Source organism: Streptomyces sp. SGAir0957, from assembly GCF_043523415.1.
Genome location: NZ_CP027293.1, coordinates 1429900 through 1453897, shown reverse-complemented (window position 1 = coordinate 1453897; position 23998 = coordinate 1429900). Strand labels below are relative to the sequence as shown.

18 protein-coding genes are annotated in these 23998 nt (G+C 72.8%); 11 read left to right on the top strand and 7 right to left on the bottom strand.

What is annotated here, in order from left to right; genetic code table 11:
• Positions 1–59: 59 nt before the first annotated feature.
• Complete coding sequence (locus C1N81_RS11910) at positions 60–1226, bottom strand: ROK family transcriptional regulator (RefSeq protein WP_394428762.1); 1167 nt, start codon at positions 1224–1226, stop codon at positions 60–62.
• 323 nt (positions 1227–1549) lie between these two features.
• Between C1N81_RS11910 and C1N81_RS11905 the strand changes: the two genes are divergently transcribed.
• Together C1N81_RS11905 and C1N81_RS11900 are read left to right on the top strand one after the other, a co-directional pair.
• On the top strand, positions 1550–2461 hold the full coding sequence (locus tag C1N81_RS11905) for a YceI family protein (RefSeq protein WP_394428761.1): 912 nt from the start codon (positions 1550–1552) through the stop codon (positions 2459–2461).
• 77 nt (positions 2462–2538) lie between these two features.
• Positions 2539–3243, top strand: coding sequence for a VWA domain-containing protein (locus tag C1N81_RS11900; protein ID WP_394428760.1), 705 nt, complete (start codon positions 2539–2541; stop codon positions 3241–3243).
• Positions 3244–3464: 221 nt separating this feature from the next.
• On the opposite strand, the gene C1N81_RS11895 is transcribed toward C1N81_RS11900, so the two are convergent.
• From C1N81_RS11895 to C1N81_RS11885, 3 genes are all read right to left on the bottom strand, one after another.
• Positions 3465–3641 carry a hypothetical protein gene (locus C1N81_RS11895; RefSeq protein ID WP_394428759.1) on the bottom strand — a complete coding sequence of 59 codons (177 nt, stop codon included), beginning with the start codon at positions 3639–3641 and terminating at the stop codon, positions 3465–3467.
• A 115-nt stretch (positions 3642–3756) separates the two neighbouring features.
• Entirely contained in the window at positions 3757–4566 is an 810-nt protein-coding gene (locus C1N81_RS11890) for an SAM-dependent methyltransferase (RefSeq protein WP_394428758.1), read from the bottom strand.
• Positions 4567–4788: 222 nt separating this feature from the next.
• The gene (locus C1N81_RS11885; RefSeq protein WP_394428757.1) at positions 4789–5616 is read right to left on the bottom strand and encodes a crotonase/enoyl-CoA hydratase family protein; all 828 of its coding nucleotides are present in this window, start codon (positions 5614–5616) and stop codon (positions 4789–4791) included.
• A gap of 98 nt (positions 5617–5714) precedes the next feature.
• Here C1N81_RS11885 and C1N81_RS11880 point away from each other — a divergent pair, with 98 nt between their 5' ends.
• The 5 genes from C1N81_RS11880 to C1N81_RS11860 all read left to right on the top strand — a co-directional run bounded on the left by C1N81_RS11880 (position 5715) and on the right by C1N81_RS11860 (position 12451).
• On the top strand, positions 5715–7607 hold the full coding sequence (locus tag C1N81_RS11880; RefSeq protein ID WP_394428756.1) for an ABC transporter ATP-binding protein: 1893 nt from the start codon (positions 5715–5717) through the stop codon (positions 7605–7607).
• A 65-nt stretch (positions 7608–7672) separates the two neighbouring features.
• Positions 7673–10426: an AAA family ATPase gene (locus tag C1N81_RS11875; RefSeq protein WP_394428755.1), complete on the top strand. Its 2754-nt coding sequence runs from the start codon at positions 7673–7675 to the stop codon at positions 10424–10426.
• 349 nt (positions 10427–10775) lie between these two features.
• Positions 10776–11201 carry an STAS domain-containing protein gene (locus C1N81_RS11870; protein WP_394428754.1) on the top strand — a complete coding sequence of 142 codons (426 nt, stop codon included), beginning with the start codon at positions 10776–10778 and terminating at the stop codon, positions 11199–11201.
• Complete coding sequence (locus C1N81_RS11865) at positions 11185–11856, top strand: hypothetical protein (protein WP_394428753.1); 672 nt, start codon at positions 11185–11187, stop codon at positions 11854–11856. Before C1N81_RS11870 ends, C1N81_RS11865 begins: the two co-directional genes overlap by 17 nt.
• A gap of 127 nt (positions 11857–11983) precedes the next feature.
• The gene (locus tag C1N81_RS11860; protein ID WP_394428752.1) at positions 11984–12451 is read left to right on the top strand and encodes an RDD family protein; all 468 of its coding nucleotides are present in this window, start codon (positions 11984–11986) and stop codon (positions 12449–12451) included.
• On the opposite strand, the gene C1N81_RS11855 is transcribed toward C1N81_RS11860, so the two are convergent.
• The gene (locus C1N81_RS11855) at positions 12436–13854 is read right to left on the bottom strand and encodes an MFS transporter (RefSeq protein ID WP_394437871.1); all 1419 of its coding nucleotides are present in this window, start codon (positions 13852–13854) and stop codon (positions 12436–12438) included. The genes C1N81_RS11860 and C1N81_RS11855 overlap by 16 nt on opposite strands.
• Before the next feature lie 162 nt (positions 13855–14016).
• On the opposite strand from C1N81_RS11855, the gene C1N81_RS11850 reads away from it, so the two are divergent.
• Genes C1N81_RS11850 through C1N81_RS11835 form a run of 4 tightly spaced genes read left to right on the top strand, consistent with a single transcriptional unit; the run spans position 14017 to position 19811 of the window.
• A complete protein-coding gene (locus C1N81_RS11850) occupies positions 14017–14436 on the top strand; it encodes a DUF7144 family membrane protein (protein ID WP_394428751.1) in 420 nt (139 codons plus the stop codon).
• A 58-nt stretch (positions 14437–14494) separates the two neighbouring features.
• On the top strand, positions 14495–15421 hold the full coding sequence (locus C1N81_RS11845; RefSeq protein WP_394428750.1) for a polyphosphate kinase 2 family protein: 927 nt from the start codon (positions 14495–14497) through the stop codon (positions 15419–15421).
• A complete protein-coding gene (locus C1N81_RS11840; RefSeq protein WP_394428749.1) occupies positions 15418–18111 on the top strand; it encodes a cation-translocating P-type ATPase in 2694 nt (897 codons plus the stop codon). Before C1N81_RS11845 ends, C1N81_RS11840 begins: the two co-directional genes overlap by 4 nt.
• A gap of 5 nt (positions 18112–18116) precedes the next feature.
• Positions 18117–19811, top strand: a complete 1695-nt coding sequence (locus tag C1N81_RS11835; protein ID WP_394428748.1) for a SulP family inorganic anion transporter — start codon at positions 18117–18119, stop codon at positions 19809–19811.
• Here C1N81_RS11835 and C1N81_RS11830 read toward each other — a convergent pair.
• On the bottom strand, positions 19808–21295 hold the full coding sequence (locus tag C1N81_RS11830; RefSeq protein WP_394428747.1) for an alpha-amylase family protein: 1488 nt from the start codon (positions 21293–21295) through the stop codon (positions 19808–19810). The genes C1N81_RS11835 and C1N81_RS11830 overlap by 4 nt on opposite strands.
• Positions 21292–23991, bottom strand: coding sequence for an MGH1-like glycoside hydrolase domain-containing protein (locus tag C1N81_RS11825; protein ID WP_394428746.1), 2700 nt, complete (start codon positions 23989–23991; stop codon positions 21292–21294). Before C1N81_RS11825 ends, C1N81_RS11830 begins: the two co-directional genes overlap by 4 nt.
• Positions 23992–23998: the final 7 nt, after the last annotated feature.

Sequence of the window (23998 nt, the reverse complement as noted above, 5' to 3'; positions counted from 1 at the left end):
CGATGGAGTTCGGTCGATGGAGTTCGGTCGGTGGAGCCGTTCCGCTGAGCTGTCTGGGTTCAGGGCCTGGCGGCCGGTGATGGTCGCAGCGGGGCCGCCGTGTGGGGGAGTTGTGCCTCGACCGCGTCCAGTGCGCGGCGCACCGCGCCCAGGGCCACGCCCTCGCGGCCGAGCGTGCTGACCGCGATCCGCGGCACGTGCAGGGTCAGCGGGCGCAGATGCCCGGTGAGCAGCGGGCCGAGCGGGGGCCCGACGGGGGCGAGCGCGCCGGAGAGGACAAGCAGCTCGGGGTCGAGGGCGAGGACCAGCGCCGCGATCCCGGGGGCGACCCCGGCGAGGTAGCGGTCGAGGACGTCGACCGCTCCGGGGTCGCCGGCGCGCACGGCCCGCGCGAGGGCGTCCGAGCCGGACTCGCCGTCGCGCCGCGCACCGTCCCAGGCGAGGACCTTCCCGGCTTCCTCCAGGCCGAGTTGGGGCAGGATGCCCAGCTCGCCCGCGCCGCCGCGGCGGCCCCGGTGCAGCTTGCCGTCGATCATCACGCCGCAGGAGATCCGCCGCCCGACGAGGACACAGGCCACGTCGTCGGCGAGCATCGCGGCGCCCCGCCAGTGCTCGGCGAGGACGGCGAGGTTCACGTCGTTCTCCACGAAGACGCGGCACGGGACGTCGTCCGCGAGGCGCCGCGCGAGGTCCAGGTCGGTCCAGTCGGGGACGACCACCGACAGGATCCGCCCGGTGTCGTCGACCATGCCGGGCACGCCGACGCCCACCGACCACACGTCGTCCGGGCCGAGCCCCTGGTCGGTGAGGAACCGCCGCAGCCTGGTGCGCAGCAGCTCGATGCGGTCGGCGCCCGGCAGGTCGGCGGGGAACTCCTCGCGGTGCCGGGCGACGACCTCGCCGTCGAGCCGCGCGAGCAGCAGCACCAGCTTGCGCAGACCGATGTCGACGCCGATGACGTGCCCGGCCTCGGCGCGGAACCGGAACCGGCGCGCGGGCCGCCCCGGTGCCCGCCCGGCCGCCGGAACGTCCGTCTCGGCGATCCAGCCCTGCCCGGCCAGCTCCTCCACGAGCGCCTCGACGGTCGGCCGGGAGAGTCCGGTGCTGGTGGCGAGGGTGCTGACGGTCTGCGGGCTCTCGCGCCGCAACGCCCGCAGCACCACGGCGGTGTTGAGACCGCGCAGCGCCGCGAGGTCGTGCCCGCGGGCCCTGTCGTGCACCGTCATGGCGTGTCTTCCTTCCGGGCCGGCCCAGCGACCTCAATGCGCAGGACTGTTGCATAACCCCGTGGCCTTGGGAAGTCCGCCCGCACGAAAATTACGCAGAGCTGTTGCGCAATAGGTCCGCGCAGTACGGGAGGTGACGGAAGGTGCGGTTGAGCGGGATCGCTCCCGGGCCCGGCCGCGCCGGTGCTGAAGCCCCGTTTGAGGAGATGTTGTGAAACGGCGGGCACAGGCGAGCGGAATACGGGATTCCGCCTCATTTGCGCCGGTCAGGGTCATGGCAAGGTGACGACGAAAGATCACGTACCGCCCCGGAAGGCCCTCTCATGCCCCTCGCCCTGTTCCGCCGCAAACGGGCCCGTACCGCGGCGCGGGGAGCCGGTCTCGCGCACCCCGTACCGGCGGGCGCGGGCGCCTTCCACTGCGAGGTCGCGGACCCGCTCGGGCAGCCGATGCCGGGCGCCGAGGTCACCGTCACGAACACCAGCACCGGGCAGGTCGCGGCAAAGGCCACGACGGACCCGTACGGCCTGGTCTTCCTCACGCTGCGGCCGGGCCGCTACGGCGTCCTGCTCGCGGCGGAGGGGCTGCAGCCGCACCAGCAGACCATCGACGTCGTCGCCGGCACGACCGCCCCCCTCACCTCGGTCCAGCTCCACCCCGGCCGCGCCCCGGAGCTCCCCGGCACCGGGACCTGGCTCTTCGACCCGCCGCACACCGCGATCCGGTTCATCGCCAAGCACGTCGGCATGGCCCATGTCCACGGCCGTTTCACCCGGTTCGAGGGCGGCATCCACGTCGCACCCGACATGGCGGACTCCCGGGTGGAGGTCCGCATCGACGCGGCGTCGATCGACACGGGCAACAACACCCGCGACAACCACCTGCGCTCCGCCGACTTCCTGGACGTCGAGAACTACCCCTACATCCACTTCTCCTCCGACCGCTTCCTGTACCGGGGCGGCTCCAAGTGGACCCTCCAGGGCGCCCTCACCATGCACGGCGTCAGCCGCACGGTCGACCTCGACACCAACTACCTCGGCGTCGTCAACGGCGGCTACGCCGAGGAACTCCGCTGCGCGGCCCTCGCCACGGCGGAACTCCACCGCGAGGACTACACCCTGAACTGGCGCACCATGCTGGCCCGGGGCATCGCCGTGGTCGGCCCCACGGTCAAGCTGGAACTGGACGTCCAGGCGATGTACCGCAGCCACGACACGCCTACGCCGCCGGAGTAGGAAACCGCGGCGGCCCTGCAACCCTGCGCCCCCGTCGATCGTCATCGATCACATCACCGCGCAGGGAGGGAACCCGTATGCCGATCAACGTCGAGCACGTACCCGCCGGACTCGTCAGCCTGGCCAAGACCGCCGCCGTCTCCCTGGGCAAGCACGGGCTCGCGGGGCAGGAGGCGGCTGTCTACCTCGTGCTCGACCGGTCCGGGAGCATGAGGCGGTACTACAAGGACGGCAGCATGCAGCACCTCGCCGAGCAGGCGCTGGCGCTGTCCGTGCACCTGGACGACGACGGCATCGTCCCCACCGTCTTCTTCGACACGGACGCCTATCCTGCCGTCGACCTCGGCCTCGACGACTACGCGGGGCGCATCGCGGCGCTGCACGAGAGCCATGGGCACATGGGCACCACGAACTATGCCGCCGCGATGGACGCCGTCATCGATCACTACCTCGACGCCGAGGTCGACGCCCCCGCCTTCGTGATCTTCCAGACCGACGGCTCGCCGGACTCGCGGCGGGCCGCCGAGCAGACCCTGTGCAAGGCGTCCGGGCTGCCGCTCTTCTGGCAGTTCATCGGCTACGGCAACGACGAGTTCCGGTTCCTGCGCAAGCTCGACGAGCTGCCGGTGCCGCACAAGCGGGTGGTCGACAACGCCGGTTTCTTCCCCGCGGGCAAAGATCCCAGGCTGATCCCCGACGGTGTGCTCTACGACCGGCTGATGGGGGAGTTCCCGGAGTGGTTGCGGGCGGCGAGGGCGGCCGGGGTCGTGCGGGACCGCTAGGCGATCCGTCGGCGTCGCGGTCCGGCCTCACCTGTGGAAAGGTGTTACACGGGCGTTATGTCCTGTACGCCCTGTATGTCCACCCAGGAAGTCGCGACCTCAACCACGGGAGGCGTCCATGTCCTCGAAGCGTCGCCGTAAGAAGAAGGCCCGCCGCAAGCACGCCGCGAATCACGGCAGCAGGCCGCAGTCCTGAACCTCGGTCCGGATCCGCGCCGGGGTCACGCCCTCTGCACGAGTCCTTCACCGGCCACCGTCGCCCACTCCGTGACGAGCGCCTCGTATTCCGCCCTGTCCTCGGCGGTCAACTGGCCGCCCGTGCGGGCCCACAGGTCGCGGATCTGCTGATTGACCACATCGGCGGAACGGGCGGAACGCGGGGTGGGAGTGGAGGACATGTGAACGAGGGTAGGCGATCCTTGCGTCTACGCGCTCCGTTCCGTCACGTGGGCATCGCCATGTGTGATGTTCGCCATGTCGGGCAACCCTTACCGGATCCGTGCACGTCCCGCCTCACGGCTTGCGCGCCACCCCCGCGTACAGCGGTACGGGTGTGCCGTCCCGCTCCTCGTCGACGGCCAGCTCAGGGTGCCAGTCCGGGAGCCAGACGACGCCCGGGTCGAGCAGTTCCAGGCCCGTGAAGAACTTCTCCATCTCCTCGCGCGAGCGGGGCACGAGCGTCACCCCGCCCGCCGCGTACATCGCCACGGCGTCCTTCGTGCGCTCGGGGTCGTAATCCGACGCCAGTTGCGACAGCACCAGGTAACTGCCCGACGGCAGCGCGTCCACCAGCGTACGGGTGATGTCGTACGCCCCCTGTTCGTCGGGGATGAAGTGCAGGAGCGCGATGAGCGAGAGCGCGACCGGGCGGTCCAGGTCCAGGATCTCGCCGGCCAGGCGCAAAATCTCGCCGGGGTCGCGGGCGTCGGCCTGGAGGTAGCGCGTCACGCCCTCCGGAGTGCCGCGCAGCAGCGCCGCCGCGTGGGCGAGGACGATCGGGTCGTTGTCCACGTAGACGACGGACGCCTCGGGCGCCGCGGTCTGCGCGACGCGGTGCAGGTTCGGCTCGGTCGGTATGCCCGTCCCGATGTCGAGGAACTGGCGCACCCCGAGCCGCGCCGCCAGCATCCGCGTCGCCCGTTGCATGAACCAGCGGTTGTGCCGTGCCCCGTACTTGGCCGTCGGCTCCATCGCCGTGATCTGCCGCCCGAGCTCCTCGTCGACCGGGTAGTTGTCCTTGCCGCCGAGGAACCAGTCGTACACCCGGGCGGGGTGCGCCTTGCTGGTGTCGATGGTGGGCGTGGCGGGGGACGTGTCGGTCATGGGGCGACTCCCGGGTCGGGTCGGCGAGGTCCGTTCGAGCGTGCGTCCGGTCATCCTGCCAGGCGGGCGTGGGGCGCGGGGTGTGATCGGGGAAGGATGCCGCCGCGCCCGGGGCGGCGCCCGGCCCGTCCGTGCTGCCGGTCGGGCCCGACGGGGTCGTCGCCCGGCAGCACCGGCCACGGACAGCGGCGCCGTCGCGCCGTTGGAGTCGCGCGGCCCTGGTCAGCGGTCCGGTCCGCCGCCCGTCCCGCGCGGGCTCGCGCTCGGCCGGGACTCCTGGGGCCCGGCCCCGCCGAAAGCGCCGTGCCGTCCTTCGCCCGCCGCGAAACGCCCCGCGCCCTCGATGCCCTCCGCCAGGACACCCGCCCCGTGCGCGAGTTCCGCCCGCATCGCGGTCTCCTCGTCCGTCCCGCCCTGTTCGCGCACGGACGCCCGGTCGCTGCGCAGGCACGCCTGCGGGAACGCGGCCAGTTGGGCGGCGAGCGCCTCGGCCGCGGCGCGGGCGCGGCCCGGCGGGACCAGGCGGTTGGCGAGGCCGATCTCGTACGCCTCCTGCGCGGGGACGGGGCGGCCGGTGAGGATCAGGTCCATGGCGCGGCTCTCGCCGATCAGGCGGGGCAGCCGCACCGTGCCGCCGTCGATCAGGGGGACGCCCCAGCGGCGGCAGAACACGCCGAACACGGCGTCCTCCTCGACGACCCGCAGGTCGCACCAGAGCGCGAGTTCGAGGCCGCCCGCGACGGCGTGGCCGCTGACGGCGGCGATCACCGGTTTCGTCAGGCGCAGCCGTGTCGGGCCCATCGGTCCGTCACCTTCCCGGGTGACTTTGTTGCCGTGTTCCGTGCCGACGGCCTTGAGGTCGGCGCCCGCGCAGAACGTGCCGCCCGCACCCCACAGCACCGCCACCCGGGCCGTGTCGTCGGCCTCGAACCCCCGGAAAGCGTCGGCCAGTTGCGCGGCGGTCGGCCCGTCGACCGCGTTCCGCGCCTCCGGGCGGTCCAGGACGACGGTGGTGACGTGACCTCGGCGTTCCACGCGGACGGACGACATGCGCGCATCCTGCCACGGCCCGCCTCCCGGGCCCCACCCCCCGGCACCGTCCCCGATTCCTTGACCTCAAGATTGGTTGAGGTCCTACTGTCGTCCGCATGAGCATGGAAACCACAGCCTGGACGCAGCTCCACAGCGTCATGAACGCCCAGAACGGCGGCCCGGACAAACGGCCCTTCGCCCGCGAGACCCTACGCAGGATCGCCGGGTTCGCCCGGCCGCACCGGCGCCGCATCCTCCAGTTCGTGCTGCTCAGCGTGGTCGGGGCGCTGCTCGCCGTGGCGACGCCCGTGCTCGCCGGGCACGTCGTCGACGCGATCGTGGGCGGCAAGGAGCAGGGCGAGGTGATCCGGCTCGCCGTACTCATCGCCGTCATCGCGCTCGCCGAGGCGGGCATCGGCCTGCTCGCCCGCTGGCTCTCCGCCAACCTCGGCGAGGGGCTCATCCTGGATCTGCGGACCGCTGTCTTCGACCATGTGCAGCGGATGCCGGTCGCGTTCTTCACACGTACCCGTACGGGCGCGCTCGTCAGCCGTCTCAACAACGACGTGATCGGCGCCCAGCGCGCCTTCAGCAACACCCTGTCAGGGGTCGTCGGCAACATTGTCACCTTGCTCCTGACCCTGGCCGTCATGCTCACCCTGTCCTGGCAGATCACCCTTCTCGCCCTGCTCCTGCTCCCCGTCTTCGTGCTGCCCGCGCGCCGCATGGGCAGCCGCATGGCCCGCCTCCAGCGCGAGGCCGCCGCCCACAATGCGGCCATGGGCACACGGATGACCGAGCGGTTCTCCGCGCCCGGCGCCACCCTGGTGAAGCTCTTCGGCCGGCCCGAGGAGGAGTCCGCCGAGTTCGCCGCCAGGGCCCGCCGGGTGCGCGACATCGGGGTGCGGACGGCCATGGCGCAGTCCGCGTTCATCACCGCGCTGACCCTGGTCTCGGCCCTGGCCCTCGCGCTCGTCTACGGGCTCGGCGGCTACTACGCCCTCGACGGCACCCTCGAAGCGGGCGCCGTCGTCTCCCTCGCCCTGCTCCTCACCCGCCTGTACGCGCCGCTGACCTCGCTCGCCGGGGCCCGCGTCGAGGTCATGAGCGCCCTCGTCAGCTTCGAGCGGGTCTTCGAGGTGCTCGACCTCAAGCCGCTGATCGACGAGAAACCCGACGCCCGCGACGTGCCGGAAGGCCCCGTGGCCGTCGAGTTCGACGACGTCCGCTTCGGCTACCCCTCCGCCGACAAGGTCTCCCTCGCCTCGCTCGAAGAGGTCGCCACGCTCGACACCCGCGGCGGCGCCGAGGTCCTGCACGGCGTCAGCTTCCGCGCCGAACCGGGCCAGACGATCGCCCTCGTCGGCTCCTCCGGCGCGGGCAAGTCGACCATCGCGCAACTCCTGCCCCGCCTCTACGACACCGACGCGGGCGCCGTACGCATCGGCGGCGTCGACGTACGCGACCTGAGCGCCCCCGCCTTGCGCGGAGCGCTCGGCATGGTCACCCAGGACGGCCACCTCTTCCACGACACGGTCCGCGCCAACCTGCTCCTCGCCCGGCCGGGCGCCGACGAGGACGAACTGTGGGACGTCCTGCGCCGCGCCCGCCTCGACGCCCTCGTACAGGACCTGCCGGACGGGCTCGACACGGTCGTCGGCGAGCGCGGCTACCGGCTCTCCGGCGGCGAACGCCAGCGCATGACCATCGCCCGCCTCCTCCTCGCCCGCCAGCGCGTCGTCATCCTCGACGAGGCCACCGCCCACCTCGACAACACCTCGGAGGCAGCCGTCCAGGAGGCCCTGACCGAGGCTCTCACCGACCGCACCGCCATCGTCATCGCCCACCGCCTCTCCACGATCCGCTCCGCCGACCAGATCCTCGTCGTGGAGGACGGCCACATCGTGGAACGCGGCACCCACACCGCCCTGCTCGCCGCCGGAGGCCGTTACGCGGAGCTGTACCGCACCCAGTTCGCGGCGGACGAGACGACCCCGGAGGCAGCCTGAACTCCCGCGCAGTTCGGCCGAGTTGGCCTATGGGACCCGGCCGGTACCGCGGTTACCCTGAGTCCATGCTGCTGGGCCGTACAGCGGAGTGCGCACGGATCGCCGACCTGATCGACGACGCCCGTACGGGCCGGAGCACTGCCCTTGTCATCCGCGGCGAGGCCGGTATCGGCAAGAGCAGCCTGCTCCGCTACGCCGAGTCGGTCGCCGGTGACCTGACCGTGCTGCGCACCCACGGCATCGAGAGCGAGTCCCAACTGCCCTACGTGGGCCTCGCCGATCTGTTCCGGCCGGTCACCGACCATCTGAAGCGCATCCCGGGCCGGCAGGCGGCGGCCCTCACCGGCGCCCTCGCACTCGGCCCGGCGGTCGCCCAGGACCGGTTCGCCGTCGCCGCGGGCACGCTCAGCCTGCTCGGCGCGGTCAGCGAGTCCGGGCCCGTCCTCGTCGTCGTCGACGACGCGCAATGGCTCGACCCCTACTCCCTGGACTCGCTCGCCTTCGCCACGCGCAGGCTCGGCCGCGAAGGGGTCGTCGCCCTCTTCGCGACCCGCGACACCGACGAGGCCGCCTCCCGGCTCGCCCCCGTCGAGACCCTCACCCTGCGCGGACTCGACCCCGACGCGGCGCGCGCCCTGGTCGCCGACGAACCGCTCTCCCCGCACGACATCACCTGGCTCCTGTCCGAAGCGCGCGGCAACCCCCTCGCCCTCGTCGAGCTGCCCGCGCTGCTCGCGCGCGGCGGCCACCGGCCCGACCCCGGGGAGCCGCTGCCCATCGGCGAGATGCTCGCCCGCACCTTCCACAGCGCCATCGCCCGGCTGCCCGTCAGGACCCAGGACGCCATGCTGCTGCTCGCCGTCCTCGGCCCGCGCCCCCTCGCCGGCACCGAGCGCGTCCTGCGCGACCAGGGGCTGACGTACGCCGCGCTCGAACCCGCCGAGCGCGCGGGCCTCGTGACCGTCGAAGAAGGCGCGTACGTCTTCCGCCACCCGCTCGTCCGCTCCGGCGTCTACCACGGGGCGAGCGCCGTCCGCCGCTGGCGCGCCCACCGCGCCGTCGCCCGCGCCCTCCAGGACGCCCAGGCCCCCACCGCCCTGGAGCGGTACGCCTGGCACCTCGCCGAGTCCGGCGCCGACCCCGACGAACAGGTCGCCGCCACCCTCGAACGCGCCGCCTCCGCCGGACCCGCGGGCCTCACCTTCCCGCTCGCCGCCCGCCTCTACGCGCACGCCGCCCGCTTCACCCCGGAGGGCGAGCGCAAGGCGGGCCGCCTGCTGTCCGCCGCACGGGCCGCCCAGGCCGCCGGTTCGCTCGACGAGGCCGCCGGGCTCCTCGACCGCGCCCTCGGCCACGCCACCCGGCCGCGCACCCGCCTCGACGCGCGCCAACTGCTCTGCTACGTCGACATCCAACGGGGCCGGCCCGCCCGCGCGAGCGAGGAGCTGCGGGCCGCCGTCGACGAGGCGCGCGGCGTCGACCCGGGGCTCGCCGCCGTCATGCTCGGCGGTGTCACCCTCACCGAACTCGCCATCGGCGACCTCACCGCGGCCCGCGCCGCCTCCGACGCGTCCATGCGCATCGTCGAAGCCTTCACCGACGCCCCCGCCGCCCTGCCCGTACGCCTGCTGCACGCCCTCGTCCAGCTCCTCGGCGGCGACGCGGAGGACGGCCGCGCCCTGCTCCACGAACTAGAGAAACCGCTCGCCGAACCGGACCTGGCCTTCCCGTACCCGGTCTCCGGCGTCGGCGGCCTCTGCTACCTCGCGGCCGAGGAACTGGACGAGGGGCAGGCACTGCTCGACCGGGCCGTGCACGCCGCGCGCGCCGCCAGCACCGTCGGACTCCTCGCGCACCTCCTCGGCACCCTGTCGGTCGTCGAGTTCTGGCGCGGGCAGTGGACCTCCGCGCTCGCCCACGCCGACGAGTCCGCGCGGCTCGGCGAGGACACCGGACGCGTCATCGAGGTGTGCCGCGCCCTCGCCGCGCAGGCCAAGGCCGAGGCCGCCCTCCACCGCGAGACCGACTGCCGCCGCCACGGCGCCCAGGCCGCCGCGCTCGCCGCCGCCGCCGACCTGCCCATGGACGCGGCCCGCGCGCACGGCGCCCTCGGCCTCCTCGAACTCGGCCTCGGCCGCCACGAGGAAGCCGCCCGCCACCTGGAGAACGTCCGGGACTTCTCCGTCGCCAACGGCCGCGGCGACGGCCTCTACCTCTCCTGGGCCGCCGACCTCGCCGACGCCTACGCCCACCTCCACCGCACCGACGAGGCGTACGACGTGCTGCGCGTCCTGGAGCACGAGGCCGGGCGCGGGCACCGCCCCATCGCCGCGGCGGCCGCCGCCCGCTGCCGGGCCATGCTCGAACCCGGCGACGCCGAGCGCCACCTGGACCGGGCGCTGCTCCATCTCGGGGAGGTGGGGGCCCCGTTCGAGCGCGGGCGCACCGAGTTCACGCGGGGAGAGCTGCTGCGGCGCCAGGGGCGGGGCGGTGAGGCGCGGCGCTGGCTGCGGCGCGGGCTCGCCACGTTCGAGCGGCTCGGGGCGGCCGGGTGGGCGGCGCGGGCGGCGGCCGAACTGCACGCGGCCGGCGGCGACCAGGTCCGTACGGGCCCCGCCCCGCTCGACGGCCTCACCCCGCAGGAGCTGCGCGTCGCTCTCGCGGTCGGCCGGGGTGTCACCAACCACGAGGCGGCCGAACAGCTCTTCCTCAGCGTCAAGACGGTCGAGTTCCACCTGGGCAACATCTACCGGAAGCTGGACGGGGTGCACCGCAGGGCGCAACTGGTGCGGCTGCTCAGCCAGTTCAACGAGGTGTGAGACCGCGGTCCTGTCCCCGCACAGAACAGCGGGGGTGCCCTGATGGGCACCCCCGTCCCCCGATTGTCCCCCGTTGAGACCCCCGTAGATCCCCCCGCGGTCGAAAGCCCCGTGCGCTTCCGTGTCTCCAAGATGGACCCGGGCGGCCTCGCGGGCCACGGTGAAAACCCTGGGATCGCCGACCAGGGCGGTACGGCGGTTGCTGTACGCGCCGCACCCCGGGGGAGCGGGGCCGACCGGCCCCGCGGGTGAGGGCCGAACGGCCCCTGCCCGCCCTCCGGCCAGGGCGCCACTGTGTGCGTCCGCCGCTCGGTTCGTGTTCGACGACAGGCTCTCGAGGGGGGCCACCATGGCATGGACGCCCGCGCCGCGCCTGCGCCGCCTGCGGACCGCACGGCCCCCGGACCGCCCGTCACCGGTCGCCGTCCGGTACGTCGCCGGATGCCTGGTGATCGAATTGCGGGCGGAGTTCGGCCCCGGCGCCGAGGCGTCCCTCGGACGCCTGCTGCACGGGGTCATCCGCCCCGGCGGCACGGCCGTCCTCCTCGACCTGCGGCGCGTGGGGAGCCTCGGCCCCGGCGGTCTCAGCGCGCTCAGCCTGGCCCGCGTCCTGGCGCACCGCCACGGGCTGGCGTTCGCCGTGCTCCGGGAGAGCCGCGTGCCCGAACTCGGCCGCCGCGCACCGGAGTTGCCGCCTCCGCACCGGCTCACCCGCGACGGAGGATGCCCCGCGCCCGAACGGCTGCTGCGGTCTGGTGATGAGGCTGGGACATGACGCGGACGGGTACGGGTGGACGGCCCTCATGACGTGGCCGGCGCGGTGCGCGCTGAGCGCCGCCGACCGGGTCGCGAGCGCGGCCGTACGGGTGGTGGTCGGCTCGGTGCTCGACCGGATCGACCTCGACGCGGTCGTGGCCCGCGTGGACGTGAACCGGGTCGCCGCGCGCGTGGACGTGAACCGGATCGCCGACCGGGTGGACGTGAACCGGGTCGCCGATCGTGTGCAGGTGAACCGGGTCGCGGACCGGGTGGACGTGGAGCGGGTCGCCGACCGGGTGGATGTGGACCGCGTCGCCGACCGGGTCGATGTGGCGCGGGTCGTGGCCCGCGTGGACGTGGACCGGATCGCCGATCAAGTCGATGTCGACCGGGTCGCGGCCCGGATCGACGTGGCGGGCGTCGCCGACCGCGTCGACGTGGACCGGGTCGCCGACCGCGTGGACGTCGCCCGGGTCATCGCCCGGATCGACCTCGTCGGCCTCACCCGTGACGTGCTGCGGGAGATCGATCTCGGCCGGATCGTGCGGGAGACCGGTGGCGGGATGGCCGCCGACACGGGGGCGGCCATCCGCGTCCTGGGCAGACGCGGCGACCGCGCCGTGAACCGCCTGGCGGACCGCGCGTTCGGGCGCGACGGCGGACCGGCGTGAGGGCGGGGCCGACGGGGCCCCGGGCGGTGCGGGCCGGGCCGCCGGTGGGGCGGGCGCGCGGCGGGGCCCCGGCCGGTCACCTCGGCGGGCCCGGCGGACGCGTCCCGCGGCGGAACGGGGGACCCCCGTGAGCGTCGGCAGGCCGCGCCGGGCCCGGCCACCCGCGCCCGTCCCCGGGACGGATCTCGCCGGGATCGTGTCGCGCGGGGTCGCCGGGATCGTCGACACGCTCGTGGTCGCCCTGACCGCCGTCACCGTGCAACTGGGCGTCGGCTGCGCGCTGTTGCTCGTCACCGGGCCGCCGTTCAGGGTGCCACAGGCCTCCGGGTGGCTGGCGGGGGTGCTCGGGTGGGTGTTCTCCGTGTGCTATCTCGGCGGGGCGTGGACCACCACCGGGCAGACGGTCGGCGGCCGGCTGATGGGGGTGCGGGTGGGGGACCGTGCGGGGCGGCGGCTCGGGGCGGCGCGCTGCCTGGTGCGGGCCGCGCTGAGCGTCTCGTTCCCGCTCGGGCTGCTCTGGGCGCCGTTCAGCGGGCGACGCGCTTCGGTGCCCGACCTGATCGTCCGCAGCGGCGTGCGTTACGACGGGCGCTGAGGCGCCGCCGCGTCCCGGGGCCCGCCGCGCGGCAGCATCGCCCCCGCCGTGAGACCGCCCAGGCCGATCACGCCGAGGACGACCAGCGCCGTCATGTACGGGCCCACCGCCGGATCGGCGACCAGGATCGTGCCGGCCACCGCGGTGCCGAGCGAGGAGCCGAGGTTGGAGACCGAGCGGGAGAGGCCGGAGATCTCGCCCTGGAGGTCGTCGGGGAAGGCGGACTGGACGACGTTCACGGACGGCGTCAGCATCACGCCGAGGCCCAGGCCGATCAGGAGCAGGCCCGGGGTGAACGCCCACGCCTTGTTGGTGACGTCGGCCAGGGCGAGCAGGACGCCGATGCCGCCGACGGTCGTGATGAAGCCCGCCATGACGAGCGTGCGCTGCGCCCGCCGCTTCGCGAAGCGTTCCGCGCCGAGCGAGGAGGCGAGGAGGCCCACGGTGGACGCGGTGAAGATGACCCCGGTGCTGATCGCGTCGTAGCCCCGTACGACCTGCAGGTACGTGGCCGCCACGAACGAGACGCCCATCAGCACCAGCCACTGCACGTGCTGGGTGATGAGGCCGAGGTTCGAGGTGCGGTTGCGGAACAGGGACGTCGGCAGGAGCGCCGTGCGGCCCTTGCGCTCCCGCGAGCGGACCCACCCGAAGAACGCCACCAGGATCAGGACGCCGACGGCCAGCAGACCGAGCGCCAGCCAGCCGTTGTCGTCCGTGGCCAGGATGCCGGTGACGACCAGGACCAGGCCGGTCGCCGAGAGCACCGCGCCGACCGTGTCGAAGGGGCAGCCCGGGTCGGCGGGCAGCGGGTCCTCCAGGTTGCGGGTCAGCACGATGATGACGACGATGACCGCCGCCTGGAAGACGAACGACGCCCGCCAGCTGATCGCCGAGGTGATGAGGCCGCCGATCAGCGGTCCCGCCGCCGCCCCGATCCCGCCCATCGCCATGATCGCGCCGAACGCGCGGGCCCGGTCGGAGACTTCGGTGAACAGCAGGGTGGTGAGGATGTAGACGGGTGGGATGAGCAGCGCCGTGCCGACACCTTCGAGGATCGAGTTGCCCAGGATGAGGACGCCGAGTCCGGGGGCGGCCGCGCTGAGCAGGGCGCCGACCCCGTAGATCAGGAGGCCGGCGACGAGGCAGCGCTTGCGGCCGTAGCGCTCGGTGAGGATGCCGCCGGGGATCATCAGCGCGGCCATGACCAGCAGGAACAAGGTGATCGCGGTTTGTACACCCTGGACCGTGGTGTCCAGGTCCTCGCTGATGTCCTTGATCATCACGTTCATGTTCGACCCGGCGAAGCTGCAGATGAACTGCGCGAGGGCCAGCGGCGCGAGGATGCGGCGCGGCCACGCGCGCGGGGCACCGGCTCCGCTCTGACGGGACGGCAGGGTCATCGGCTTGCCTCCGGGGTCGGGGGGCCGGGCGACCGCCAGGGTCGTGGCGGCCCCGCGTCCGGTCGTCACCCTCGGAGGGTGACGACCGCGGGGGCCCGCCGGGAGCAACACTCGTTCCGCAGCGGTGCATCGGGCACCCTCCACAAGCACGGAGGTCCTGTCATGGCCACCTCGACGACCCCGCACCACCGCACCAGCGCCAAGGAGGCCGCGGCGGGCGGGCTGACCGTCTTCGCGGCGGTGATGCTGTTCATCTCCGGGGTCCTGGGCTTCTGCCGCGGTCTCATGGGCGTCCTGAAGGACAACGTCTTCCTGACGACGCGTGACTACGTCTTCCAGTTCGACCTGACGGCGTGGGGCTGGATCCACATGCTGATCGGCGCGGTCGCCATCGCCGTGAGCCTCGGCCTCTTCGCCGCCGTCAAGTGGGCCCGCGTCCTCGGGGTCACCCTCGCGGGGCTGCTGATCATCGCCAACTTCCTCTCCGTCCCGTACTACCCGTTCTGGTCCCTGACCCTGATCGCCCTGAACGGGTTCATCATCTGGGCGCTCTGCGTCGTACGGCGGGACACGCTCTACTGACCCGCCCGCCCGAACCCCACCCCCCACTCCTTGACCAGGCGATCAGGCGAGGTGACACATGCGCGAGGGACCGGCACGGACGACGGACGAGAGGGCCGGGCGGATAGCCGAGTTCATCGCGCCGCTACGGGTGGAGCCCGGCACCCGGGTGCGCCTGGCCAAGGACTTCGACCCCGCGTACAGAGCGGGCGTCAAGAACAAGAAGGCCGGCGAGGAGCTGCTGCGCGCCGGGGTCACGCTGCTCGCCGAGTACCAGCGGCGCCTCGCGGCCGACGGCAGCCACGGCGTCCTGCTGTGCCTCCAGGCCCTGGACGCGGGCGGCAAGGACGGCACCATCCGGCACGTGATGAGCGGCGTCAACCCGCAAGGCGTGCGGGTGGCCGGGTTCAAGGTGCCCTCCACCGACGAGCTGAGCCACGACTACCTCTGGCGCTACGTCGGCCGCCTCCCGCGCCGCGGCGAGATCGGCATCTTCAACCGCTCCCACTACGAGGAGGTCCTCGTCGTCCGGGTGCACCCCGAACACCTGACCAGGCAGGGGCTGCCGGGTGAGACGTCGGACAAGAAGATCTGGCAGCGCCGTTACCGCCAGATCAACGACTGGGAGCGCTACCTCACCGAGAACGGCTTCCACGTCGTCAAACTCTTCCTGAACCTCTCCAAGGAGGAGCAGCGCGTCCGCTTCCTCAAGCGCATCGACGTCCCCGACCGCAACTGGAAGTTCTCCGCCGCCGACGTCCGCGAACGCGGGTTCTGGGACGCCTACCAGGACGCGTTCGCCGAGATGCTCTCCGCGACCAGCACGCCCTGGGCACCCTGGTATGTCGTGCCCGCCGACCGCAAGTGGTTCGCGCGCATCTGCGCCGCGGCCGTCCTCGCCCACACCCTCATCACCATCGACCCGCGGTACCCGGAGATCGACGACAAGAGCCGCGCCGCCCTCGCCCGCGAGAGGAAGAGGCTGGAGCAGGAGGCGCCGCGATGACCGCACAAGCCGAGGCCCGCGTCTGGTACGCGCGGCCCGCCGAGACCGTGGCCGGGGAGCTCGGGGTCGACCCGGCCACGGGTCTCAGCTCCGCCGCGGCGGCCACGCGGCTGCGCGAGGACGGGCCCAACGCGCTGCCCCGGGAACGCACCAGGTCCGCCCTGTCCCGCTTCCTCGGCCAGTACACCTCGTACATGCAGCTGATCCTGCTCGCCTCCGCCGTGGTGTCGCTCGCCGTCCAGGAATGGGGGACGGCGGTCGTGCTGCTCGTCCTGACCGTCGTCAACGCGGTCATCGGGCTCCGCCAGGAGGGCAAGGCGGAGAGCGCCATGAACGCCCTCAAGGAGATGACGAAGGCCACCGCTCGCGTGCGCCGCGACGGCACCGAGGCCGAGATCCCGGCCGAGGAGGTCGTCGTCGGCGACATCGTGCTCCTCGCGGCGGGTGACGAAGTACCCGCCGACGGGCGCCTGTTGAGCGCCAGCGCCCTGCAGATCGACGAGTCCGCGCTCACCGGGGAGAGCGTGCCCGCCGCGAAGGACGCCGAGCCCGTACCGGGGGACGGGCTCGGGCCCGCCGACCAGACGGACATGGCGTTCATGACGACGCCGGTCACGCACGGCAGCGCCGTCCTCGTCGTCACCGCCACCGGCTCCGCCACCGAACTCGGCCGTATCTCCGGCATGTTGACCACGACCAGGCCCGAGCCGTCGCCGCTGACCACCGAGCTGAACCGGCTGACCCTGTGGATCGTCGGCGCCGCCGGACTGACCATGGTCGTGATGTTCGCCCTGGGGCGCTCGCGCGACGAGGCGTGGGACGCGCTCTTCGTCAGCGCCGTCTCGCTCGCCATCGCGGCCGTGCCCGAGGCGCTGCCCACCGTCACGCAGACCATCCTCTCCCTCGGCGGCCTCGACCTCGCCCGCAGGCACGCCATCGTCAAGGACCTCCCGTCGGTGGAGACGCTCGGCTTCACCTCGGCGATCAACTCCGACAAGACCGGCACGCTCACCATGAACCAGATGACCGTCGTCGAGGTCGTCGACCCCTACGACCGGTACACGGTCTCCGGCACCGGCTACTCCCTGGAGGGCCGCGTCCACCACGCCGCCGGGTCCACGGCGAGCATCGAGGACGCGATCCTGCCCTACCTCGTCGCCAGCGACGCGGCGCTCGTCGACGGGCGCGTCGTCGGCGACCCCACCGAAGGGGCCCTGCTCGTCCTCGGCCACAAGGCGGGTCTCGACGTCGCCGCCACCCGGGAGCGGCTGCCGCGCCTGGCCACCCTGCCGTTCGACCCGGCGTACAAGCTGATGGCGACCTTCCACACGGCCCGTGACGCCCGGGGCGGTACCGTCGTGCGCTGCTTCGTGAAAGGCGCGGCGCCGGCCGTCCTGGCGCGCACCACGACCGCCCTGTCCGCGGGCGAGACCGTCCCCTTCGACGACGCGCTGCGCGCCCGCACCCAGGACGAGATCGAGCGCATCAGCCGTGCGGGCCGCCGGGTGATGGCCGCCGCCACCCGCGACATCGACCCGGCGCTCTTCGCCCCGGACGGCGATCTGCTCGCCCTGGTGAGGGACCTGAGCGTCACCAGCCTCGTCGGCATGGTCGACCCGCCCCGCGAGGAGTCCCGGGCCGCCGTGGCCGCCGCGCAGGCCGCCCACATCCGCGTCCGCATGGTGACCGGCGACGACGTGGTGACCGGCGCGGCCGTCGCCGAGCAGGTCGGGATCGAGGGCGAGGCGATCCTCGGCGCCGACTTCGCCGCCCTCTCCGCCGAGGAGCGGCTCGCCCGCATCGACCGGATCGGTGTCGTCGGCCGCGTCGCGCCCGAGCACAAGGTGCTGCTCGCCGAGGTGCTCAAGGAGAAGGGCGACGTGGTCGCCATGACCGGCGACGGCGTCAACGACGCGCCCGCCATCAAGGCCGCCGACATCGGCATCGCCATGGGCTCGGGCACCGAGGTCGCCAAGAACGCCGGACGCATGATCCTCTCCGACGACAACTTCGCCACGATCGTGCACGCCGTCGAGCAGGGCCGGAAGATCTACGACAACCTCACCAAGTACATCCGGTTCGTCCTGGTCCTCCTCGTCGTCTTCGTGCTCACCTTCCTCGGCGCCACCCTCTTCGACATCGCGGACGGCGAACCGTTCACACCCGCCCAGGTGCTCTGGATCCACTTCTTCGTCAACGCCGCCTTCGGGTTCTCGCTCGGCTTCGACCGGATCAGCGCCGGGCTCATGGACCGCCGCCCGCGCCCGCGCGGCGAACCCGTCATGACCGGCGGCCTCATGCTCACCGTCGGCCTCGTCGGCGTCGTGATCGCCGCCTCGCTGCTCGCCCTGCTCGAACTCGGCAAGGCCCGCTACGACAGCGCGCAGATCGGCAACTCCATCGCCTTCACCGCGTTCGCGCTCTGCCTGATCGTGGCCGCGCTGGAGTGCCGCAACCAGACGGCGACCGCCCTGACCGTCGACACCTTCGACAGCAAGCAGCTCAACTGGACCGTCTTCGGCGAGTTCCTGCTCGCCGTCCTCGTCATCCAGACCGACGTCTTCAACCGGCTCCTCGACACGACACCCCTGCACCTCGGCCAGTTCGGCTGGGCCCTGCTGCCCCCGCTCGCCCTGCTCGGCCTGTGGGAGCTGGGCAAGCTGCTCGCCCGCCGCCGGCTCGCCGGGTGAGGCCTATGGCGTGGACACCGCCCGGCGTACGCGCCCTGCGGGAGTACCGGCGGGCGTGGCTGGTCAAGGACGTGGTCGCGGGCATCGTCCTGAGCACCCTGCTCGTGCCGCAGGGCATGGCGTACGCGGAGCTGGCCGGGCTTCCGCCGATCACCGGGCTCTACACCTCCGTGCTCTGCCTCCTCGCGTACGCGGTCGTCGGCCCGTCCCGCATCCTCGTCCTCGGCCCGGACTCCTCGCTCGGGCCGATGATCGCCGCCACGGTGGTCCCGCTGGTCGCGGCCGGCGGCGACCCGGACCGGGCCGTCGCGCTCGCCTCCGTCCTGGCCCTGATGGTCGGCGGCATCACGCTTCTCGCGGGCGTCGCGCGGCTCGGGTTCGTCGCCGACCTGATCTCCAAACCGACCATGATCGGCTACATGAACGGGCTCGCCCTGACCATCCTCATCGGGCAACTGCCCAAGCTGTTCGGCTTCTCGACCGACGCGGACGGGCTCGTCGACGAGATCGGCGCCTTCGCCGACGCGCTCGGCGACGGGGAGACCGTCCCGGCCGCGGTCACGGTGGGCCTCGGCTGCATCGCCCTGATCCTGTTGTTGCAGCGATGGCTGCCCAAGGTGCCCGCCGTGCTCGTCATGGTCGTCCTCGCCGTCACCGCGTCCCTCGCCTTCGACCTCGACGAGCACGGTGTCCGTACCGTCGGCCGGCTCCCCGAGGGGCTGCCGCCGTTCACGGTCCCGCACATCGGGTGGGACGACGTCGGCCCGCTGTGCGCCGGCGCGCTCGGCATCGCCCTCGTCTCCCTGGCCGACACCATCTCCAACGCCTCCGCGTTCGCCGCCCGCACCGGCCAGGAGGTCCGCGGCAACGACGAGATGATCGCCATCGGTACCGCCAACGCCGCCGCCGGACTCTTCCAGGGCTTCCCCGTCAGCACCAGCGGCTCGCGCACCGCCGTCGCCGAACGGGCGGGCGCCAAGAGCCAGGTGACCGGCGTCGTCGGCGCCGCCCTCATCCTCCTCATGCTGGTCCTGCTGCCCGGCCTCTTCCGCGACCTGCCGCAGCCCGCGCTCGCCGCCGTCGTCATCACCGCCTCCCTGTCCCTCGCCGACCTGCCGGGTACGAGGAGGCTGTGGCGCCAGCGCAAGGCGGAGTGCTGCCTGTCCATCGCCGCGTTCCTCGGCGTCGCCCTGCTCGGCGTGTTGCAGGGCATCGCCGTCGCCGTCGGCCTGTCCATCCTGAACGTGTTCCGGCGCGCCTGGTGGCCCTACAGCACCGAGCTGGGCCGGGTGCCGGGCCTGGAGGGCTTCCACGACGTGCGCTCCCACCCGAGCGCCGAACACCTGCCGGGCCTGGTGATCCTCCGCTTCGATGCGCCCCTGTTCTTCGCCAACGCCAAGACGTTCCGAGACAGGGTGCTGCACGCCGCGCGGGCGACCCCGCCGCCGCGCTGGGTGGTCCTCGCGGCCGAGCCGGTCACCGACGTGGACACGACGGCCGCGGACATCCTGGAGGAGCTGGACGCCGCGCTCCAGGAGCGCGGCGTCACCCTCGTCTTCGCCGAGCTGAAGGACCCGGCCCGCCGCAAGATCGAGCGCTACGGCCTGACCCGCACCTTCGCCCCGGGCCGCTTCCACCCGACGCTGGAGGCGGCGGTCGCCGCCTACCGGGCCTCCAGCGGCGCCCGGTGGGAGACCTAGCGACCGCTGGGCTCCACCGAGAACATGTGCGTGCCCCATGGCGGCAGGTCGACGTAGAGGCCGCTGGAGAGCAGCTCCGCGCCGGAGCGTCCGTAGTGGTCGGCGGCGGAGAGCAGCTCCGTCAACTCCCAGGTGTCGGGGCCGAGTTCCTGCCACGGCAGCGGGATGCGGGCCTGCGCCGGATGCCCGGAGAGGTTCACCACGGTCAGGAAGTGGCCCGCGTCGCCCGTCCAGCAGGAGGCGATCAGGTCGTCGGCGGAGCGGTTGTCGGGCCAGCCCGCGCACTCCAGGAGCCGCCAGCCGCCGGTCCGCATCCCGCTGCGGTGCACCCGCGCGAGCAGCTGCTCGTGGAAGGAGCGCAGCGCGTTGTCCGGCGTTTCGTCGGGGCGGCGGTCGAGGAACACCGGCAGGTGCACCCGGCGCCCCGTGAACTGCCCCTCGTGCCAGAGCGTCGCGCCGGGCAGCGTCGCGATGAGCACGGCCGCCGCGCGCTCCTTGTCCGGCGGGAGGGTCTGCGCGGCGCGCGGCTCGTCGTGGTTCTCCAGGAAGCGGACGAGCCGGCGCTGGTAGCGCTCGTCGGCCTGCAGGTGCCCGAGCACGGACGCGGCGCTCTCGTGCAGCAGCCGGTCGTAGAGCCGCTTGTCGTAGCAGAAGTCGAAGCCCTGCTCCTGGAGGGCGTACTCCAGGTCCCAGTAGGCCTCCGCCGCGAAGACCATCGCGGGATGCCGCTGGCGCACCTCGCCGATGACCCGCGTCCAGAAGTCCCGGTCGGGCACGGCGCCCGCGCGCTCGCCCCAGGTCCGGGCGAAGACGTCGTTGAGCAGGAGCATCGCCATGTCGCAGCGGACGCCGTCGCAGGCGTCGCCGATCTCCTTGAGGGTGTCCGCCGTCGCCTGCCGCAGCTCCGGGGCGAACGCGTTGAGCTGGACGACGTCGGGCCATGGCGCGAAGAACGGGTCGCGCCCCCGGGCCAGCACGGAGCGGCCCGTGTCGAGGAAGGCCGCCGGATCGCGCCGCACGTCCGCCGCGTCGCCGCGCACGAAGTACTCGGGGTGCTCGGCGACCCACGGGCTGTCCGGGGCGACATGGTTCGGCACGTAGTCGAGCAGCAGGCCGACGCCCCGGTCGTGCAGGGCGGAGCGGGCGGCGGCGATCCCGGCCGGGCCGCCGAGCGCCTCGTCGGCCACGTACCGCCGGATGCAGTACGGCGATCCGGCGATGTCCTCCTCGCCGATGCCGGGGACGGCCGAGGCGAACGCCGTGCGCAGCGCCGGGTCGGCCAGGGCGATGGAGCGGCCGAGCGGGCTGCGCTCCCACACGCCCATCAGCCACACGGCGTCGACGCCGGCCGGGGTGATCTCGTCCCACACGTTCTTCGGCACGTCGGCCAGGGTCGCGGGGCGGCCGGTCCTGAGCCCGGTCTCGCGCAGCCACACGCGGGTGTTGATCTCGTGGATGACGGGTTGCGCGGGCAGTGCGGTCATCGGCTCTGCCTCCTCGCCGTGCCGGAGCGGAAGTCTTCGGGACCCAGCCTGCCGAAGAGCTGCATGAGCGGGGCGATCAGGCCCGTCCAGCCGGTCTGGTGGGAGGCGCCGAGACCGGCGCCGTTGTCCCCGTGGAAATACTCGTAGAAGCTGATCAGGTCGCGCCAGTGCGGGTCGTCGCGGAACTTCGCCTGGCCGCCGTAGACCGGCCGGTGCCCGTCCTCGTCGCGCAGGAAGATGCGGGTGAGGCGGGTGCTGATCTCCTTCGCGACCTCGTAGAGGTTCATGTGCACGCCCGACCCGGTGGGGCATTCGACGGTGAGGTCGTCGCCGTAGAAGCTGTAGAGGTTGAGCAGCGCCCGGACGAGCAGCGTGTTCATCGGCAGCCAGACCGGGCCGCGCCAGTTGGAGTTGCCGCCGAACATGCCCGAGTCGGACTCCGCAGGCAGATAACCGACCCCGAACTCCTGGCCCTGCACCCAGAACCTGTACGGGTGCTCGGCGTGATGGCGCGAGAGCGCCCTGATGCCGTAGGGGGAGAGGAACTCGTCCTGCGACAGGACGTGGCCGAGGACCCGGACGAGCTTCTTCTCGTCCAGGACGGAGAGCAGCCGGGGCCCGCCCGCCTTGCCGGCCGTCGCCGCGGTCAGCGTCACGGACAGCGAGGGGTGGCGGGTGGCGAACCGCTGGAGGCGTTCGCCGAGGCCGGAGAGGCGGGCGAGCTGGTCGGGCTGGAAGACGGTCGAGGCGCAGAGCGGGAGCAGGCCCACCATGGAGCGGATCTTCAGGCGCACGGCCTGGCCGTCGGGGAGGCGGAGGACGTCGTAGAAGAAGCCGTCCTCCTCGTCCCACAGCTCGTCGCCGAGGTCGCCGATGCGGTCCATCGACGCGGCGATCCACAGATAGTGCTCGACGAACTTCAGGACCAGTTCCTCGTACGCCTCGTTGTGCGGCACCAGTTCCAGGGCGATCTGGAGCATGGACTGGCAGTAGAGCGCCATCCAGGCGGTGCCGTCGGCCTGCTCCAGGGTGCCGCCGGTCGGCAGGGGAGCGCTGCGGTCGAAGACGCCGATGTTGTCCAGGCCGAGGAAGCCGCCCTGGAAGACGTTGCGGCCCGAGGGGTCCTTGCGGTTGACCCACCAGGTGAAGTTGGTGAGCAGCTTCTGGAAGGTGCGCTCCAGGAACGCGTGGTCGCCGTGGCCGGTGTTCCGCTCCTCCATCATGTAGACGAAGTAGGCGGCCCAGGCGTGCACCGGCGGGTTCACGTCGCCGAAGTTCCACTCGTAGGCCGGGATCTGGCCGTTGGGGTGCAAGTAGGAGTCGCGCAGCAGGAGTTCGAGCTGCTGCTTGGCGAAGTCCAGGTCGACGACCGAGAACGCCACCGTGTGGAACGCGAGGTCCCAGGCGGCGTACCACGGGTACTCCCACTTGTCCGGCATCGAGACGATGTCGTCGTTGACCATGTGGAACCACTCGCGGTTGCGGATGCCGGGACGCGGCAGGCTCCAGGGCGAGAGATCGTGCTCGGCGAGCCACGTCTCCAGGTCGAAGGCGTAGTACTGCTTGGACCACAGCAGCCCCGCCACGGCCTGGCGAAGGACCCGCGCCTCGTCCTCGCTCGCCCGGGGCGGCGTCAGCTCCCGGTAGAACGCGTCGGCCTCGGCGACGCGCTGCTTGAACACCGACTCGAAACCGCGGCCCACGGACAGCTTGCCGCCGGCCGGCCCGAGCCGCAGCCGCACCGTCTCGGACCCTCCCGGGGCGACCACGAGGGAGTAGTGGGCCGCCGCCTTGGTGCCCTCGCGGGCCGGGTTCACGGCCGTGCCGTCGCCCTCGACGATGTAGCGGCCGATGCCGTCCTTCACGTACGGGGAGGCGCTCGGTGTGCCGAACAGGCGCTCGTTGTGCGTCTCGTTCTCGGTGAACAGGACCCGGGGCGCGCCCGCGCACCGCAGGTCGTAGGAGCCGAGCTCGGGGTGGTCGACGCGGACGCCGCTCGTGCGGCTCGGACTCTCGACCGCCCACAGGCGCGGCTTGGCGTCGTCGGCGTGGTGGTCCCCCCAGGACCAGGTGTTGCGGAACCACAGCGTCGGCAGGACGTGCAGCGCCGCCTCGCGCGGGCCCCGGTTCTCGACGGTGATCCGCATCAGGATGTCGTCGTGGTCGGCCTTGGCGTACTCGACCGTCACGTCGAAGTACGCGTCGTCGTCGAAGATGCCGGTGTCGAGCAGCTCGTACTCGAACTCCTGCCGCCCGCGCGAGCGGTTGACGGCGAGCAGGTCGTCGTAGGGGTAGGCGGCCTGCGGGTACTTGTACAGGTAGCGCAGGTAGGAGTGGCTGGGGGTGCTGTCGAGGTAGAAGTAGTACTCCTTGACGTCCTCGCCGTGGTTGCCCTCGCCGTTGGTCAGGCCGAACGCGCGCTCCTTGAGGATCGGGTCGTGGCCGTTCCACAGGGCGAGCGCCAGGCACAGTCGCTGCTTCTCGTCGCAGATGCCGCCGAGCCCGTCCTCGCCCCACCGGTACGCGCGCGAGCGCGCGTGGTCGTGCGGGAAGTACGACCACGCGTCGCCGCCCGGACTGTAGTCCTCACGGACCGTGCCCCACTGGCGCTCGCTCAGGTACGGGCCCCACAGACGTGCCCGCGCGTTCCCGTCGGCCGTCGGCCCGATCTTCGCGCCCTGCGCCTGCGTGTTCATCCGCGCT